The sequence below is a fragment of the Cupriavidus sp. D39 genome (assembly GCF_026627925.1).
Classification (GTDB): domain Bacteria; phylum Pseudomonadota; class Gammaproteobacteria; order Burkholderiales; family Burkholderiaceae; genus Cupriavidus; species Cupriavidus ulmosensis.
In genome coordinates this window covers 2,670,571-2,686,531 of the sequence record NZ_JAPNLE010000009.1, presented here as the reverse complement: position 1 = coordinate 2,686,531, position 15,961 = coordinate 2,670,571, and the positions used below count along the sequence as shown (strand labels likewise).

Sequence of the window (15,961 nt, the reverse complement as noted above, 5' to 3'; positions counted from 1 at the left end):
CGGGGGCAGGCCGCAGCCTGCCCCGCCTGAGTTTCAGCTTACGCTGCGGCTCATCATGCGCAGCGCCGGCATGCGGTCGCGGATCTGGGTGGTGTCGGCCGCGTCCGGGCGCGCCATCACATAGGCTTCCAGGTCGGCCAGCGCCGGGCGGAAGCACTCCAGGTTGGCATACGCCAGCCCGCGGTCGCGTACTTCCTCGATCGAGCCGGGCAGCAGGATCACCAGGCGGTTCTGCACCGCCAGCAAGCGCTGCCAGCGCGACTCCTGCAGATAAATCGACTTGAGGTTGCGCAGCATGCGCGCCACGATCTCGCGGTGGCTGGCCACTTGCAGGAACAGGCCCAGCGGCACCTCGTTGGGGTCCGCAATGCCCTCGCGCTCCAGGTGCGGGTCGAGCATCTCCTGCAACTGCTCCTTCGACAAGGTCTCGCCGGTGAGCGGGTCCACCACCACCTCGCCGGCCGGAATCGACATCCGCACCAGGAAATGGTTGGGGAAGGACACGCCCTTGAGCGGCAGCCCGATGTGCTGGCCCAGTTCCATATAGAGCACTGCCAGCGAGATCGGTATGCCGCGCCGTTGCTTGAGCACGACGTTCAGGTACGAGTTGTCGGGGTCGTAGTAGTCGTTCGCGTTGGCGCCGAAGCCCAGGTCGCGGTAGAAGAAATGATTGAGCAGGCGCATGCGCTGGATGGCCGGCGTGCCTTCGGCGACGCGGCGCTTCAGGCGTACCGCGAGCATGTCGAGCGCTGCGAGCTCGGCCTGCAGGTCCAGGTCCGGATAGGCGTCCTGGGCGATCGAGAGCACGGTCTCGGTAAGCGGGATACCGTTCTCGTCTGCCACGAGACTGGCAAAGTATTCCAGGACTTTCGTGGTTGTCATTGCGGCTTTCCTGAATGCGGCCTGGCGGCTATTCCAGTTGGAGGCTCGCGGCGTGGCGTGTGTTCCCGGACAGTGCGTTGGTACCGTCCGCGGTTGCGCGCCTGGGCAGAACCGCTTCGTCTCATTCTGGCACAACCTCAGTAGCCTTGACCCTGCACCACGCGCTGCCGCAACCCTTGGCCGGCGCTGTCTGGCGCTGGCGGCGCTCCGGCGGGAGTGGCGGGTTTGGCAGGCGGGGGCTTGTTAGCCGGCTCTCCGCTTGAAAGCGGAGTATCTCAGCCCCATGAGCCACAGTGTACCGAAGTAGACGACTGCCGCAAGTACCAGGCACGAGGCCAGCAGGGCGATACGCAACAACGGCGTGGCACCCAGGGCGACCCAGTCGAAGTTGCGGGCAAACCACAGGAGCATGCCGGCCAGCAGCAGCACGGCGGTCATCAACTGGGCCAGGAACAGCAACCAGCCCTTGGCCGGCGTGTAGAAGCCGCGCTTGCGCAGGCCCAGGAACAGCAGCAGCGCATTGACGGTGGCGCCGAAGCTGATCGACAGCGCCAGGCCCGCATGGCCAAAGCGCGGCACGAAGACGTAGTTGGACAACTGCGTGATCACCAGCACCAGCAGCGCGATCTTGACCGGGGTGCGGATGTCCTGGCGGGCATAGAAGCCCGGCGCCAGGATCTTGATCAGGATCAGCCCCAGCAGGCCGATGCCGTAGGAGACCAGCGCCTGGCGGGTCATTTCCACCGCATGCGCGTCGAACTTGCCATAGTTGAACAGCACCGCCGTCAGCGGCGCGCCAAACACGAACAGCCCGACCGCGCAGGGCACGGCCAGCAGGAAGGTCAGGCGCAGGCCCCAGTCCAGCAGGCCGGAGTACTCGGCCCGGTTTTCCTCGGCGCTGGCTTTCGACAGGCTAGGCAACAGGATGGTGCCCAGCGCCACGCCCAGCAGCGCGGTCGGGAACTCCATCAGGCGGTCGGCATAGGTCAGGTAGGACACGCTGCCGGCGGCCAGGCGCGAGGCGATATTCGTATTGATGATCAGGCTGATCTGGGCCACCGAGACCGCCAGCAGCGCCGGCGCCATCTGCCGCATGACGCGGCGCACGCCCGGCTCCGCCCAGGCCGCGCGCAGGTTGAAGCGCAGGCGCGGCATCACGCCCAGGCGCCGGAGCGCCGGAATCTGCACGGCCAGTTGCAGGATGCCGCCCACCAGCACGCCCCAGGCCTGCGCGTAGATTGGCTGCGCCATGTGCGGGCCGACAAACAGCGCGGCAATGATCAGGCAGATATTGAGCAGCACCGGGGTGAAGGCCGGCATGGCAAAGCGGCGCCAGGTGTTCAGGATGCCGGAGGCCAGCGCCACCAGCGAGATCAGGCCGATGTAGGGAAACATCACGCGCGTCATGAAGACCGCGGCGTCGTAGGTTTCGCCGCCATGCTGGCGAAAGCCCGTGGCGACCACCATCATGACCACCGGCGCGCCGATCACGCCAAGCAGCGAGACGCCCATCAGGACCCAGGTCATGACCGTGGCAACGGCATCGATCAGCGCGCGGGTCTCGGTTTCGCCGCGCTTGCTGTGATATTCCCCCAGGATCGGCACAAAGGCTTGCGAAAACGCGCCCTCGCCGAAGATCCGGCGCAGCAGGTTGGGGATGCGGAACGCCACGTTGAAGGCGTCGGTCATGTCCGAGGCGCCGAAGGCGCGCGCGATCAGGATCTCGCGGATGAGGCCCGTGATGCGCGACAGCATCGTCAGGCTGCTGATGGTGGCGAGCGCTTTGAGCAGGTTCAAGATGGGTTCGGCGGCAAGGGGTGGCGGCGGCAGCGTGGGTCGGACCGCCGGTGCGAACCGGGATCAGACGCCGGGCGCGCGCCAAAGTTGCATCGAGGCCACGCGAGGGCGGGGCCGGTGTGGCGCGTATTATACGGTTTGGCCCCGCAGGCGCCCGTATATCGGCCTTTGCGTCACCCCGCCTTAGATGAGGCATGGCTCGGCTTGCCAGCCGCTTTTTCTTGTGTGTATAATTGCCGATTCACAAGGCTAGTTGCGTTCCGGATTCGTGTGCCAGTGCATCCCGGGTCGCTTGATGTGCACTTAATTGTGTCCGCGGTTTGCTCCGTCCTTCCGTCGGGCACGCATCTGAATTCAGGAAATCTACTTAAATGGCAAATTCCGCACAAGCTCGCAAGCGCGCGCGCCAGGCCGTCGCACAGAACGCCCACAACTCCAGCCTGCGTTCGCGTCTGCGTACCGCAGTGAAGGCTGTTCGCAAGGCGATCGAAGCCGGCGACAAGGCTGCTGCTGCCGAGATCTTCAAGAACTCGCAATCGATCATCGACGCCATCGCCGACAAGAAGATCGTGCACAAGAACAAGGCTGCACGCCACAAGTCGCGCCTGTCGTCGGCTATCAAGTCGATGGCTGCCTGATATTGGCACTGGTGCCGGGCGAAAGCCGGGCACCTTCCGGCTGTTCGCCGGCCATTGCGCATGGTCGCGTCGCTTAGGTGGCGCGTCACAGTCCTGGTCAGGTAGTCAGTCGGCAGGGTGGATCGCCTGAGGATGGTCCGTCCGATAAAAGAGCTCGTCATTTGACGAGCTCTTTTTGCTTTGTAATTTGGCTTGCGCTGGTCCCGAAGGTGCATGCGGCTAGCTTTGCTGCGGCGAGGCCGCAGCTTCAGCGCGGACTCACTCCAGCGAGCAGGCCTCGACCAGTTGCAGGTTGTTGTCGCGGGCAAAGTTGAGGACGAAGTCCAGCGCCTTGGGCTCGATGTCGCGCAGCCGCGCATCGACCACCACGCTTTTCAGCCCGCCTGCCATGACGGGCCGTACGTAAGGGGAATAGGTGATGCGGGGGTCGCCGGTGTCGCCCTCGGGGCGGAATTGCGCCATCACGCCGCACAGTCGTTCAGCCCAGTCGCTTGGGCGGAAGGTCTTGCCTTCCTTGGTGATGCCTTGGATGAAGTATTCGCGAACTGTGGGATTCATGGGACTGCGGGGATAAGACGGGTGACTCGACGGTAAACCCGCCAGACTGACCAAACGGAAGCCCGTTTGACGCGGCCAGGAAACGATTAGTTCGTTTCATTCCGGCCGTGGCGGCGGGGGCGTCGGTGTCGGCGGGGGCACTTTTGATGCCGGCAGCGGGCGGTGGCATGGGTATGCCGGGCCCCGCGTGAATCAGCGGGTATTATATCTTATATAAGACTCGCGCATAAGCCTCCGTGCCTCGCGAGGTGCCGTGCACGCTCGCCAAAGCAGTAATAATCCCTTATGATTCCTTGAGATAAATTGCGTAAGCGACGCGAAAGGCGGCTCCGCGGCATGGCCAGGTCATGAACCCTTCATGGCGGCATGCCACTACCGAGCCGCCTTCTTTGTTTTATGAGCCCAACTTCGATCAAGCATTACCTCCAGTTCAGCGACCTGACTCCCGACGAGTACGAGTACCTGCTGGACCGCGCACGGATTCTGAAGACCAAGTTCAAGAACTACGAGACATGGCATCCGCTGCACGATCGCACGCTGTCCATGATCTTCGAGAAAAACTCGACTCGTACGCGCTTGTCGTTCGAGGCCGGCATCCACCAGCTCGGTGGCCACGCCGTCTTCCTCAACACCCGCGACTCCCAGCTGGGGCGCGGCGAGCCGATCGAGGATGCGGCGCAGGTGATCTCGCGCATGGTCGACATCATCATGATCCGCACCTTCGGCCAGGAGATCATCGAGCGTTTTGCCGCGCATTCGCGGGTGCCGGTGATCAACGGGCTGACCAACGAATACCATCCCTGCCAGGTGCTGGCCGATGTCTTCACCTACATCGAGCAGCGCGGCAGCATCCGCGGCAAGACGGTCGCGTGGATCGGTGACGCCAACAACATGGCCTACACCTGGATCCAGGCGGCCGAACGCCTCGGCTTCACCTTCCATTTCTCGGCGCCTCCCGGCTACCAGCTCGATCCGGCCATGGTGCCGGCAACGGCCGCGCACCTGGTCAAGGTGTTCGACGATCCGCTCGCCGCCTGCCAGGGCGCCGACCTGGTCACCACCGATGTGTGGACCAGCATGGGCTATGAGGCCGAGAACGACGCGCGCAAGCGCGCTTTCCAGAACTGGATGGTGACCACCGCCATGATGGATCGCGCCGGCGACGATGCGCTCTTCATGCACTGCCTGCCCGCGCACCGCGGCGAGGAAGTGGAGGCGGCGGTCATCGATGGTCCCAAGAGCGTGGTGTGGGAGGAGGCCGAGAACCGCCTGCACGTGCAAAAGGCCCTGATGGAATACCTGCTCTGCGGGCGTTACTGATCGCCGGCGGGGCGGTGCCACGTTTGGCGCACATGCGGTGTGCCAATCCGGCGCCCGCATGCCCGCCCGGCTCGCCAAGTGCCGCCCAAGCCGGGACGGACGTGTCAAAATAGCGGTTTTTCCGCATTCCTTTTTCTCGCGTGACTGGCTTTGTGGCCGGCCACGCTTACTTTTCGCATCGAGTCGAACATGAGCGATATCAAGAAAGTCGTGCTCGCCTACTCCGGCGGGCTGGACACTTCGGTGATCCTGAAGTGGCTGCAAGACACCTATCAGTGCGAGGTTGTCACCTTTACCGCCGACATCGGCCAGGGCGAAGAACTCGAACCTGCCCGCCAGAAGGCGCTCAAGTTCGGCATCAAGCCGGAAAACATCTTTATCGACGACCTGCGCGAAGAATTCGTGCGCGATTTCGTCTTCCCGATGTTCCGCGCCAACGCCGTCTATGAAGGCGAGTACCTGCTCGGCACCTCGATCGCGCGTCCGCTGATCGCCAAGCGCCAGATCGAAATCCTGCGCAGCACCGGCGCCGACGCTGTGTCGCACGGCGCTACCGGCAAGGGCAACGACCAGGTCCGTTTCGAGCTGGGCTACTACGGCCTGGAGCCGGGCGTGAAGGTCATCGCCCCGTGGCGCGAGTGGGACCTGCTGTCGCGCGAAAAGCTGCTGGCCTACGCTGAAAAGGCCGGCATCGAAATCGACATGAAGCACAAGAAGGGCGGCGCCCCGTACTCGATGGACGCCAACCTGCTGCACATCTCCTTCGAAGGCCGCCACCTGGAAGACCCCAAGGCCGAGGCCGAGGAAGACATGTGGCGCTGGACCGTGTCGCCGGAGAACGCACCGGACGCGGCCGAGTACCTGGACGTCGAATTCGAGGGCGGTGACATCGTCGGCCTGAACGGCAAGCGCATGACCCCGGCTGAAGTGCTGACCGAGCTGAACCGCCTGGGCGGCAAGCACGGCATCGGCCGCCTCGACCTGGTGGAAAACCGCTACGTCGGCATGAAGAGCCGCGGCTGCTACGAAACCCCCGGCGGCACCATCATCCTGAAGGCCCACCGCGCCATCGAGTCGATCACGCTCGACCGCGAAGTGGCGCACCTGAAGGACGACCTGATGCCGCGCTACGCCAGCCTGATCTACAACGGCTACTGGTGGAGCCCGGAGCGCAAGGCTCTGCAAGTGCTGATCGACCACACGCAGGCCAAGGTCAACGGCTGGGTGCGCGTCAAGCTGTACAAGGGCAACGTCATCGTGGTCGCGCGCGACTCCAAGGACACGCTGTTCGACAAGACCATCGCGACCTTCGACGATGACGGCGGCGCCTACAACCAGGCCGATGCCGGCGGCTTCATCAAGCTGAACGCGCTGCGCATGCGCATCGCCGAAAACGCACGCCGCCAGCGCGGCGAGTAAGGCGGGCTTTCCGGCATCGGCTCGGTTCGGGCCGCAGCCGGCCAGTCAGCACTCAGCAGAAGGGGGCCGCCATGGCCCCTTTTTGCGCCGCCTCGCTCTCGTTCGACATTCCAGATTCCAGTCAGATTTCAGTCATCCAGAACCAAGCATCAAGGAGAAATAGCGTGAGCCAGTTCGACAACGTATCCGTCGTCAAGAAAGCCAACCTGTACTTCGACGGCAAGTGCGTGAGCCACACCGTGCTGTTCCCGGACGGCAAGCGCAAGACGCTGGGCGTGATCTTTCCCGCCGCGCTGACCTTCAGCACCGGCGCTCCGGAAATCATGGAAATCAATGGCGGCGTGTGCCGCGTGAAGCTGGCTGGCGAAGACCAGTGGCATACCTATGGCGCCGGCCAGCAGTTCAACGTGCCCGGCGACAGCAGCTTCGATATCGAAGTGACCGAAACGCTGGACTACGTCTGCCACTTCGCCTGAACCCGGCGAAGCACACCGGGGCTGGTGGTCAATGGTGGTTGATGCCGGTTAAAGCACCACCGGCTCGGGCTCGATACGCACGCCGAAGCGGGCCTGCACCGCATCCGCGATGCGGTTGGCCAGCGCCAGCAGCGCGGCTCCGGTGCCGCCGCCGTGGTGCACCAGCACCAGGGCCTGCTTGCCGTAGACGCCCACCGGGCCGTCGCTCAAGCCCTTGAACCCGCACTGATCGATCATCCAGCCGGCAGCCAGCTTGTAGCTGCCGTCGGGCTGCGCATGGCTGACCAGGCTGGGATGCTGCACCAGCAGCGCATCGCGCTGCTCGGCGCCCACCACCGGGTTCTTGAAGAAGCTGCCGGCATTGCCGACCTGCGCAGGGTCAGGCAGCTTGCGCGAGCGGATCGCGATCACCGCGTCGCGGATGCCATCCGCCGTGGGGGCTGCCGCCGTGCCTTGCGTGGCCAGTTCGCGCGCCAGTTCCGCATAGCCCAGCATCGGCTGCCACGGCAGCGGCAGGCGCAGCGTGACCGCGGTAATGATGTAGCGGTCACGGCCCTCGCGCTTGAACAGGCTGTCCCGGTACGCGAACTGGCATTGTTCCAGCGTCAGGCGGACGAATTCGCCGCTGCGCCGGTCGAATGCGCGCAGGCTGTCGAAGCGCTCGCGCAGCTCCACGCCGTAGGCGCCGATGTTCTGGATTGGCGCGGCGCCCGCGGTGCCGGGGATCAGGGCCAGGTTTTCCAGGCCCGGCAAGCCGTCGGCAACGGTGCGGCAGACCAGCGCATGCCAGTTCTCGCCAGCGCCGGCCGTGACCAGGTGGGCCCCGTCGGCCTTGGCCACCGCGTAGCCGGGGATCTCCATGAGCAGCACCAGGGCGTCGAGGTCCTGCGTCAGCACCACATTGCTGCCGCCGCCGAGCACGACCAGCGGCAGGCCTTGCGCGCGCGGGTCAGCCAAGGCGGCCAGCAGGTCGGCTTCGCTGCGCACGTGCACGGCAAAGCGCGCGCGCACGTCGAATCCGAATGTATTGTGGCGGCGCAGGGGATAAAATTCGAGGAAATCTGCCATGCAAGGGAAAGGTGAAGCGGCCGCCGGGGTCGACGGCATCGGACTGCAGGGTAGGCTGGATTATACGTAAGCGCCGCCGCCAGCCGGCGCGCGCGACGACAAGGCCCGCGGATATGCCGCGGGCAAGTGGCAAGACACAGCAAGACACAGCAACACGCAGCTAGACAAGGAGAATGCAATGCCGTCGTTTGACGTAGTGTGCGAAGCGAACATGATCGAGGTGAAGAACTCGGTCGAGCAGGCCAACAAGGAAATCACGAACCGTTTCGACTTCAAGGGTTCGGATTCGCGGGTCGAGCACAAGGAGAACGAGCTTACCGCGTTCGCCGATGACGATTTCAAGCTCGGCCAGGTCAAGGACGTGCTGATCAGCAAGATGGCCAAGCGCAATGTCGACGTGCGCTTCCTCGACTACGGCAAGACCGAGCGCATCGGTGGCGACAAGGTCAAGCAGGTCATCACCATCAAGAAGGGCGTCACCGGCGATCTGTCCAAGAAGATCGTCAAGATGATCAAGGACAGCAAGATCAAGGTGCAGGCCAGCATCCAGGGCGACGCGGTGCGTGTCACCGGCACCAAGCGCGATGACCTGCAGAGCGTGATCGCGCTGCTGCGCAAGGACGTTCCAGAGGCGCCGCTGGACTTCAACAACTTCCGCGACTGATCTCCTGTCGCCGGAAGGCGCGGCAGCAGCCATGCTGCCGCGCGCGTGGCCCTTCCTATCTAGCGCGCCTGCGGCAGGCCGCCGATCTTCGCGCCGGCCTTCAGGCCTTTCTGCACAAACCAGCCTTTGTTCATCTCCAGCGCGTAGCGCACGGCCGCGCGCGGGCAGTGGTTGTCCTCGGTCTGGGGCGCCATGTCTTCGATATTGACGATGGACCCGTCATCGGCCAGGAAGGCGATCGACAGGGGCAGGTCGGTATTCTTCATCCAGAAGCAGTGTCCGGCTTTCTCTTCGAACACGAACAGCATGCCCTCGTTGGCGGGCATGGTCTTGCGGTACATCAGGCCGAGCTCGCGGGCCTCGGGCGTGGCGGCGATTTCCGCCTTGATCGCGTACATGCCAGCGGTGAGTTGCCTGACCGGCAAGCTGGCCGGGGACTGGGCACAGGCGCAGGCCATGGCGGCGAAGGCGCTGCCGCCGACGAGCAGGTTCTTGAAGAAAGGGCGCATGAATTGGAGCGGCGAATGACGGGTTCGGGACAGCCGCCAGCATAGCGCAGCTACCGCGCGAGCGGCGCGATCAAATATTCCACGTCGTTGCAGCAGGCCTTACCGCCGCGAGCAAGAAAAAGGCAGGCGCCTTGCGGGCAGCCTGCCTTGCTTGCCGGGCGTAAAGCCCGGCCTGCCTGCAAACTCTTACTTCGTTGCAGCAGCGTCGGCCTTGGCAGCCGGAGCAGCCTTGGTCTTGCTGTGAGCGTGCTTCTTGGACTTCTTGGTGCTCTTCGTCGCGGGCTTTGCAGCCGGTGCTTCGGCGGCAGGCGCTGCAGCAGCCGGGGCTGCCGGTGCGGGTGCGGCGGCTTGGGCGAAAACGCCGGTGGCGAACAGGCCGGCAACCAGAGCAGCGATCAGTTTGTTCATGCTTAACTACCTCGAAGGTAAATCGATTCGGAAGAGCTTGACTCGTACTCGTATGCGACGCGTCAGTGTCAAAAACGAAACGAGGCGGTGAGTCGTTGACTCGCGACTTGTTAATTTTTGTAACTTTTTGCGCGAGGGCGAGCAGGGCGCCGATCCTGGGGGCTGGTTGCGGCCCCCGATCCGCTGCCGCGCGCGGTCGTGCGGGTGCGTGGCGCGGCTATGGCTTGCAGGCCGAGCGCGCTCGGCTCGATCTCGCACCATTGCCCTGGCGCCAGTCCGAGCGTGCGCAGGTCGAGCGTGCCGATCTGCACGCGCACCAGGCGCAAGGTCGGAAATCCCACTGCCGCGGTCATGCGGCGCACCTGGCGGTTCTTGCCCTCGCGGATCTCGAGTTCCAGCCATTGGGTAGGGATGGCGGCGCGAAATCGCACTGGAGGAGTGCGTGGCCACAGGAAGTCCGGCTCGTCGATGCAGCGCGCCCGCGCCGGCAGGGTATGGAAGTCTCCGAGGTCGACGCCATTGCGCAGGTGCGCCAGGGCGGCTTCGTCCGGCACGTTTTCGACCTGGGCCAGATATGTCTTGGGCAGTTTGTGGTGCGGATCGGCGATGCGCGCCTGCAGGATGCCATCATCGGTCAGCAGCAGCAGTCCTTCGCTGTCGGCATCGAGCCTTCCTGCCGGATACACGCCGGGCCGCTGCACGCAGTCGGCGAGAGTCGGGCGCGACGGGTGCGCAGAGAACTGGCTCATGGTGCCGAAGGGTTTGTTCAGTGCGATCAGCGTCATCGAGAGTATTGGAGCCTGGCGCGCGGGTAGGGCGCATTAATGGCGTCAGTATGGGGCGTCAGTATGCCGTAGCCCGCGCCGGGCGGCGCGGGCTACGGCCAGGATGGCGGATCATGAAATTTTGCTGCATAATACGAAACGGTCTTATGTCTTATATAAGACCTGTATGCGTGTGACGCATAGCCGGGCAGTCCGAGCGTGGTGCGCTGCGGCATCCCCCAGCGCCGATCGCCGTTAAAATGCCCGCGCGCCATCCAAATCTCGCCGCCAGGTCACGAATCCGGCGGCTCGTTGCAACCCCCCGTTCCGTACTGGAGACGTCATGTATCAACACATCAAGGTTCCGGCCGGCGAAAAGATCACGGTCAACCAGGATTTTTCGCTGAATGTTCCGGACAATCCGATCATTCCATTCATCGAAGGCGACGGTACGGGCCTGGATATCACCCCGGTGATGATCAAGGTGGTCGACGCAGCCGTGGCCAAGGCCTACGGCGGCAAGCGCAAGATCTCCTGGATGGAGATCTATGCCGGCGAGAAATCGACCAAGGTGTATGGCCCCGACGTGTGGCTGCCTGAAGAAACTCTCGAAGTCCTGAAGGATTACGTGGTGTCCATCAAGGGCCCGCTGACCACGCCGGTTGGCGGCGGCATCCGCTCGCTCAACGTTGCGCTGCGCCAGCAACTGGACCTGTACGTCTGCCTGCGCCCGGTTGCGTACTTCAAGGGCGTGCCCTCGCCGGTGCGCGAGCCGCAAAAGATCGACATGGTGATCTTCCGCGAGAATTCGGAAGACATCTACGCCGGCATTGAGTGGGAAGCGGAAAGCGACCAGGCCAAGAAGCTGATCGCCTTCCTGCAGAACGAAATGGGCGTGAAGAAGATCCGTTTCCCGGATACCTCGGGCATCGGCGTCAAGCCGGTTTCCAAGCAAGGCACCAAGCGCCTGGTGCGCAAGGCCATCCAGTACGCGATCGACAACGACAAGCCGTCGGTGACCATCGTGCACAAGGGCAACATCATGAAGTTCACCGAAGGTGGCTTCCGTGACTGGGCCTACGAGCTGGCACAGCAGGAATTCGGCGCCGAGCTGATCGACGGCGGCCCGTGGTGCAAGTTCAAGAACCCGAAGACCGGCCGCGAAATCGTCATCAAGGACGCCATCGCCGACGCCTTCCTGCAGCAGATCCTGCTGCGCCCGGCCGAATACTCGGTGATCGCCACGCTGAACCTGAACGGCGACTACATCTCCGACGCGCTGGCAGCCCAGGTCGGCGGCATCGGCATTGCCCCGGGCGCCAACCTGTCGGACTCCGTGGCCATGTTCGAAGCCACCCACGGCACCGCACCGAAGTACGCCGGCAAGGACTATGTGAACCCGGGTTCCGAAATCCTCTCCGCGGAGATGATGCTGCGCCACATGGGCTGGACCGAAGCCGCCGACCTGATCATCTCCTCGATGGAGAAGTCCATCCTGTCGAAGAAGGTCACCTATGACTTCGCCCGCCTGCTCGAAGGCGCGACGCAGGTGTCGTGCTCGGGCTTTGGCCAGGTGATGATCGACAATATGTAAGCCCCCGGGCGTGCGCTGCCTTCCTGCGCGGATGGCGGCTCGGCGCGCCGCAACAGGCCCCTGTGCTTCCGAGAGGAAGCCCGGGGGCTTTTTCATTGGCGAGTCGCTTGGGACCTTGGGTTCGCTAAAGGCTGGGGCGCTGATCGAAGAGTCCCGGCAGTCGCCGCCAGGGCTTCCGATTCATTCCAGCCAAAATCGCGCAAAAATCAGCCAGAAAGCCGATGCAAACGGCCAGAAACGGATGAATCGCGGAAAGAGGCTGGCAACGGGCCAACCGGCAGGCAGGCAAGCAGGCAAGCAAAAAGCCCGGCATTGACCTGACCGGGCTTTTTGTCGGATGCGTTACGTGCTGCTGTTCAGCCTGCATGCTTTGGGGCGGGGCAGGCCGATCCCGTTCCGGGGATGATCCCCCGCATCCTGTCGTGGCCGCCTCAAGCTCTACCGGCTGGTGCGGCCGCGCACCGAATCTTCAGGCGTTATCCTGGATATTGGTGGCTTGTTTGCCCTTGGGGCCCTGGATGATCTCGAAGGATACGCGCTGACCCTCTTTCAGGGTCTTGAAGCCATTCATCTGGATGGCCGAAAAGTGCGCAAACAGTTCTTCTTCGCCGTCGTCCGGCTTGATGAACCCAAAGCCCTTGGCGTCATTGAACCATTTGACGATACCGCTTGCCATAAACTCCCCCAACAAAAAAAGCAGGATACGAGCGGGGGAAGGCGCCGCGGCCAGTGGGTGCCCGGCTAGTGTTCTCGCGCGCTGCCCGGATGGAACCGGGTCGGGCGCAAAGGCACGACTCAGTGCGGACACCGCGTGGCGGCCAGTTTGATGTGCTGACTCGCCGCCGCTGGATTCGTGGGCCTCCCTGCTCACGGATCACTCAGTCAGGACTATTGCTTGGCTCGCTTGACCAGACGTGAATGTGCGAACGATTCTTCTGTCAAACCTGCGCACTGTCAAGTTGGCAGATTCCCCACTCCCGGTAGGGTGTGGCGGGAAAGGAACGGCTATAGGTGGTATTTTGGAGGGAAAGGGCGCACCGCGAAAGAGTGCGCCCTCGTTCAGGTGACCCACGAGGTGAGCCCGGATGCCTTCGGCATCCCAGGAATTTGGACGGCCGCTGCATCGGCCTCTTGAATCCGGCGTCTTTTCCCCAAATTGCAGAGTTGTGCGTAAGGGTTAGAATAAAGCCATGGCTACACGGCTGGCAAATGTCCCACAACGCGAAGCAGGCACCGTACTGGAGCGGAAAGAGCAGGCGCTCAAACCGCCCGCCATGTACAAGGTGTTGCTGCTGAATGACGACTTCACCCCGATGGAGTTCGTCGTGATGATCCTGCAGCAGTATTTCAGCAGGGACCGGGAGACGGCGACGCAGATCATGCTGACCGTCCACCGGGAAGGTAAGGGGGTCTGCGGCATCTATACCAGGGATATCGCGGCAACGAAGGTCGAGCTGGTGTCAACCCACGCACGGCAGGCGGGTCATCCGTTGCAATGCGTGATGGAGGAAGCATGATTGCGCAAGAATTGGAAGTCAGCCTGCACATGGCGTTTGTTGAAGCCCGGCAGGCACGCCACGAGTTTATAACCGTGGAGCACCTGCTACTGGCGTTGCTTGACAACCCCACGGCAGCGGAAGTCTTGCGCGCCTGCGCAGCCAATATTGAGGATTTGCGCACCAGTCTGAAGAACTTCATCGCGGACAACACGCCCGTGGTGCCTGGTACCGACGAGGTGGATACCCAGCCTACGCTGGGCTTCCAGCGCGTCATCCAGCGCGCCATCATGCACGTGCAGTCCACTTCCAACGGCAAGAAGGAAGTGACCGGGGCCAATGTCCTGGTGGCGATCTTTGGCGAGAAGGACTCGCACGCGGTGTACTACCTCCAGCAGCAGGGCGTGACCCGGCTGGATGTGGTCAATTTCATCAGCCATGGCATCCGCAAGGACCAGTCCGAGCCCGCCAAGCACGGCGACGGCACGGCCGAGGGCGAAGGCGGCGATGGCAAGGAAAGCCCGCTCGAGCAGTTCACCCAGAACCTGAACACGCTGGCCAAGGCCGGCAAGATCGATCCGCTGATCGGCCGCGAAAGCGAAGTCGAGCGGGTGGTCCAGGTGCTGTGCCGCCGGCGCAAGAACAACCCGCTGCTGGTGGGCGAGGCTGGGGTCGGCAAGACCGCGATCGCCGAAGGCCTGGCCTGGCGCATCACCAAGAACGAAGTGCCCGACATCCTGGAGAAGGCCGTCGTGTACTCGCTCGACATGGGCGCCCTGCTGGCCGGCACCAAGTACCGCGGGGACTTCGAGCAGCGCTTGAAGGGCGTGCTCAAGTCGCTCAAGGACAATCCGAACGCGATCCTGTTCATCGACGAGATCCACACGCTGATCGGCGCGGGCGCCGCTTCGGGCGGGACGCTGGACGCCAGCAACCTGCTCAAGCCGGCACTGTCGTCGGGCCAGCTCAAGTGCATCGGCGCGACCACCTTCACCGAATACCGCGGCATCTTCGAAAAAGACGCGGCCCTGTCGCGTCGTTTCCAGAAGATCGACGTGGTGGAGCCGTCGGTCGACCAGACCGTGCAGATCCTGCGCGGCCTGAAGTCGCGCTTCGAGGAGCACCATGGCGTCAAGTACGCGGCTGCGGCGCTGACCGCGGCGGCCGAGCTGTCGGCACGCTTCATCACCGACCGCCACCTGCCGGACAAGGCCATCGATGTGATCGACGAGGCCGGTGCGGCCCAGCGCATCCTGCCCAAGTCCAAGCAGAAGAAGACCATCGGCAAGGGCGAGATCGAGGACATCGTCTCGCGCATTGCCCGCATCCCGCCGCAGAGCGTCAACCAGGATGACCGCAGCAAGCTGCAGACCCTGGACCGCGACCTGAAATCCGTGGTGTTCGGCCAGGAGCCGGCCATCGAGGCGCTGGCTTCAGCCATCAAGATGTCGCGCGCCGGCCTGGGCAAGACGGACAAGCCGATCGGCTCTTTCCTGTTCTCCGGCCCGACCGGGGTGGGAAAGACCGAAGTGGCCAAGCAGCTTGCCTTCATCATGGGCATCGAGCTGCTGCGCTTTGACATGTCCGAGTACATGGAACGCCACGCGGTGAGCCGGCTGATCGGCGCGCCGCCGGGATATGTGGGCTTTGACCAGGGCGGCCTGCTGACCGAGGCCGTCACCAAGAAGCCGCACTGCGTGCTGCTGCTGGACGAAATCGAGAAGGCGCATCCGGATATCTTCAATATCCTGCTGCAGGTGATGGACCATGGCGCGCTGACCGATAACAACGGCCGCCGCGCCGACTTCCGCAATGTGATCATCATCATGACCACCAATGCGGGAGCGGAAACCATGAACCGCGCCACCATCGGCTTCACGTCCTCGCGCGAGCAGGGCGACGAGATGGTCGACATCAAGCGCATGTTCACGCCCGAGTTCCGTAACCGGCTGGATGCCATCATCAGCTTCCGCTCGCTCGACGAGGAAATCATCCTCCGCGTGGTCGACAAGTTCCTGATGCAGCTTGAGGAGCAGCTTCACGAGAAGAAGGTGGAAGCCAGCTTCAGCGACCACCTGCGCAAGTTCCTGGCCAAGAAGGGTTTCGACCCGCTGATGGGCGCACGTCCGATGCAGCGCCTGATTCAGGACCTGATCCGCAAGGCGCTGGCTGACGAACTCCTGTTCGGCAAGCTGGTGTCCGGTGGCAGGGTGGTGGTGGATCTCGACGAGCAGGACCAGATCAAGCTGGACTTTGCCGAGGCAGCCGCGGAACCGCCCGAAGCACCGGAAAACGAAAAGGCGGAAGTCTAGGACGAAGCGTGAGGGGCAGGCAGAGCGGACCTTGCCTGCAATTCGTGCTATCCTCG

The 15,961-nt window shown here is 63.5% G+C and carries 16 protein-coding genes; 8 read left to right on the top strand and 8 right to left on the bottom strand.

Translation table 11 applies throughout. The features are described from left to right. Positions 1-33 precede the first annotated feature (33 nt). Together OMK73_RS24650 and murJ are read right to left on the bottom strand one after the other, a co-directional pair. On the bottom strand, positions 34-882 hold the full coding sequence (locus OMK73_RS24650) for a SirB1 family protein (RefSeq protein ID WP_150985991.1): 849 nt from the start codon (positions 880-882) through the stop codon (positions 34-36). Between the two features lie 243 nt (positions 883-1,125). Beyond that, complete coding sequence (gene murJ, locus OMK73_RS24645; protein ID WP_267604324.1) at positions 1,126-2,679, bottom strand: murein biosynthesis integral membrane protein MurJ; 1,554 nt, start codon at positions 2,677-2,679, stop codon at positions 1,126-1,128. A gap of 371 nt (positions 2,680-3,050) precedes the next feature. Here murJ and rpsT point away from each other — a divergent pair, with 371 nt between their 5' ends. Then, complete coding sequence (gene rpsT, locus OMK73_RS24640) at positions 3,051-3,317, top strand: 30S ribosomal protein S20 (RefSeq protein ID WP_006157537.1); 267 nt, start codon at positions 3,051-3,053, stop codon at positions 3,315-3,317. A gap of 258 nt (positions 3,318-3,575) precedes the next feature. Here rpsT and OMK73_RS24635 read toward each other — a convergent pair whose 3' ends face one another. Then, positions 3,576-3,875, bottom strand: coding sequence for a DUF3579 domain-containing protein (locus tag OMK73_RS24635; protein ID WP_006157536.1), 300 nt, complete (start codon positions 3,873-3,875; stop codon positions 3,576-3,578). Positions 3,876-4,271: 396 nt separating this feature from the next. Here OMK73_RS24635 and argF point away from each other — a divergent pair, with 396 nt between their 5' ends. From argF to OMK73_RS24620, 3 genes are all read left to right on the top strand, one after another. Beyond that, positions 4,272-5,195, top strand: coding sequence for an ornithine carbamoyltransferase (argF, locus tag OMK73_RS24630; protein ID WP_267604322.1), 924 nt, complete (start codon positions 4,272-4,274; stop codon positions 5,193-5,195). 189 nt (positions 5,196-5,384) lie between these two features. Further along, positions 5,385-6,614: an argininosuccinate synthase gene (locus OMK73_RS24625; RefSeq protein WP_267604320.1), complete on the top strand. Its 1,230-nt coding sequence runs from the start codon at positions 5,385-5,387 to the stop codon at positions 6,612-6,614. A gap of 164 nt (positions 6,615-6,778) precedes the next feature. Next, positions 6,779-7,090: a pyrimidine/purine nucleoside phosphorylase gene (locus OMK73_RS24620; RefSeq protein WP_267604319.1), complete on the top strand. Its 312-nt coding sequence runs from the start codon at positions 6,779-6,781 to the stop codon at positions 7,088-7,090. Positions 7,091-7,138: 48 nt separating this feature from the next. Here OMK73_RS24620 and murB read toward each other — a convergent pair whose 3' ends face one another. Then, positions 7,139-8,158, bottom strand: a complete 1,020-nt coding sequence (murB, locus tag OMK73_RS24615; RefSeq protein ID WP_267604318.1) for a UDP-N-acetylmuramate dehydrogenase — start codon at positions 8,156-8,158, stop codon at positions 7,139-7,141. A 178-nt stretch (positions 8,159-8,336) separates the two neighbouring features. Here murB and OMK73_RS24610 point away from each other — a divergent pair, with 178 nt between their 5' ends. Beyond that, positions 8,337-8,822 (top strand): YajQ family cyclic di-GMP-binding protein, encoded by a 486-nt coding sequence (locus OMK73_RS24610; RefSeq protein ID WP_006157531.1) that lies wholly within the window; start codon positions 8,337-8,339, stop codon positions 8,820-8,822. A gap of 59 nt (positions 8,823-8,881) precedes the next feature. Here OMK73_RS24610 and OMK73_RS24605 read toward each other — a convergent pair whose 3' ends face one another. The 3 genes from OMK73_RS24605 to OMK73_RS24595 form a co-directional block, all read right to left on the bottom strand. Further along, positions 8,882-9,280: a DUF192 domain-containing protein gene (locus OMK73_RS24605; RefSeq protein ID WP_420715673.1), complete on the bottom strand. Its 399-nt coding sequence runs from the start codon at positions 9,278-9,280 to the stop codon at positions 8,882-8,884. Between the two features lie 237 nt (positions 9,281-9,517). Continuing rightward, the gene (locus OMK73_RS24600) at positions 9,518-9,739 is read right to left on the bottom strand and encodes a hypothetical protein (protein ID WP_150985996.1); all 222 of its coding nucleotides are present in this window, start codon (positions 9,737-9,739) and stop codon (positions 9,518-9,520) included. Between the two features lie 110 nt (positions 9,740-9,849). Next, on the bottom strand, positions 9,850-10,524 hold the full coding sequence (locus OMK73_RS24595) for a pseudouridine synthase (RefSeq protein WP_267604313.1): 675 nt from the start codon (positions 10,522-10,524) through the stop codon (positions 9,850-9,852). Positions 10,525-10,846: 322 nt separating this feature from the next. Here OMK73_RS24595 and icd point away from each other — a divergent pair, with 322 nt between their 5' ends. Further along, a complete protein-coding gene (icd, locus tag OMK73_RS24590; protein WP_043349336.1) occupies positions 10,847-12,097 on the top strand; it encodes an NADP-dependent isocitrate dehydrogenase in 1,251 nt (416 codons plus the stop codon). A gap of 469 nt (positions 12,098-12,566) precedes the next feature. On the opposite strand, the gene OMK73_RS24585 is transcribed toward icd, so the two are convergent. Continuing rightward, on the bottom strand, positions 12,567-12,773 hold the full coding sequence (locus OMK73_RS24585) for a cold-shock protein (protein WP_150986000.1): 207 nt from the start codon (positions 12,771-12,773) through the stop codon (positions 12,567-12,569). Between the two features lie 514 nt (positions 12,774-13,287). Here OMK73_RS24585 and clpS point away from each other — a divergent pair. Together clpS and clpA are read left to right on the top strand one after the other, a co-directional pair. Beyond that, complete coding sequence (clpS, locus tag OMK73_RS24580) at positions 13,288-13,614, top strand: ATP-dependent Clp protease adapter ClpS (protein ID WP_006157525.1); 327 nt, start codon at positions 13,288-13,290, stop codon at positions 13,612-13,614. Continuing rightward, the gene (gene clpA, locus OMK73_RS24575; protein ID WP_267604310.1) at positions 13,611-15,905 is read left to right on the top strand and encodes an ATP-dependent Clp protease ATP-binding subunit ClpA; all 2,295 of its coding nucleotides are present in this window, start codon (positions 13,611-13,613) and stop codon (positions 15,903-15,905) included. Before clpS ends, clpA begins: the two co-directional genes overlap by 4 nt. The last annotated feature ends 56 nt before the right edge of the window (positions 15,906-15,961 follow it).

What these genes read in the sequence shown, in the direction of transcription:
- OMK73_RS24650 (WP_150985991.1), bottom strand. Translation starts at nt 882, where the DNA reads ATGACAACCACGAAAGTCCTGGAATACTTTGCCAGTCTCGTGGCAGAC.
- rpsT (WP_006157537.1), top strand. Translation starts at nt 3,051, where the DNA reads ATGGCAAATTCCGCACAAGCTCGCAAGCGCGCGCGCCAGGCCGTCGCA.
- OMK73_RS24635 (WP_006157536.1), bottom strand. Translation starts at nt 3,875, where the DNA reads ATGAATCCCACAGTTCGCGAATACTTCATCCAAGGCATCACCAAGGAA.
- argF (WP_267604322.1), top strand. Translation starts at nt 4,272, where the DNA reads ATGAGCCCAACTTCGATCAAGCATTACCTCCAGTTCAGCGACCTGACT.
- OMK73_RS24625 (WP_267604320.1), top strand. Translation starts at nt 5,385, where the DNA reads ATGAGCGATATCAAGAAAGTCGTGCTCGCCTACTCCGGCGGGCTGGAC.
- murB (WP_267604318.1), bottom strand. Translation starts at nt 8,158, where the DNA reads ATGGCAGATTTCCTCGAATTTTATCCCCTGCGCCGCCACAATACATTC.
- OMK73_RS24610 (WP_006157531.1), top strand. Translation starts at nt 8,337, where the DNA reads ATGCCGTCGTTTGACGTAGTGTGCGAAGCGAACATGATCGAGGTGAAG.
- OMK73_RS24605 (WP_420715673.1), bottom strand. Translation starts at nt 9,280, where the DNA reads ATGGCCTGCGCCTGTGCCCAGTCCCCGGCCAGCTTGCCGGTCAGGCAA.
- OMK73_RS24600 (WP_150985996.1), bottom strand. Translation starts at nt 9,739, where the DNA reads ATGAACAAACTGATCGCTGCTCTGGTTGCCGGCCTGTTCGCCACCGGC.
- OMK73_RS24595 (WP_267604313.1), bottom strand. Translation starts at nt 10,524, where the DNA reads ATGACGCTGATCGCACTGAACAAACCCTTCGGCACCATGAGCCAGTTC.
- icd (WP_043349336.1), top strand. Translation starts at nt 10,847, where the DNA reads ATGTATCAACACATCAAGGTTCCGGCCGGCGAAAAGATCACGGTCAAC.
- OMK73_RS24585 (WP_150986000.1), bottom strand. Translation starts at nt 12,773, where the DNA reads ATGGCAAGCGGTATCGTCAAATGGTTCAATGACGCCAAGGGCTTTGGG.
- clpS (WP_006157525.1), top strand. Translation starts at nt 13,288, where the DNA reads ATGGCTACACGGCTGGCAAATGTCCCACAACGCGAAGCAGGCACCGTA.
- clpA (WP_267604310.1), top strand. Translation starts at nt 13,611, where the DNA reads ATGATTGCGCAAGAATTGGAAGTCAGCCTGCACATGGCGTTTGTTGAA.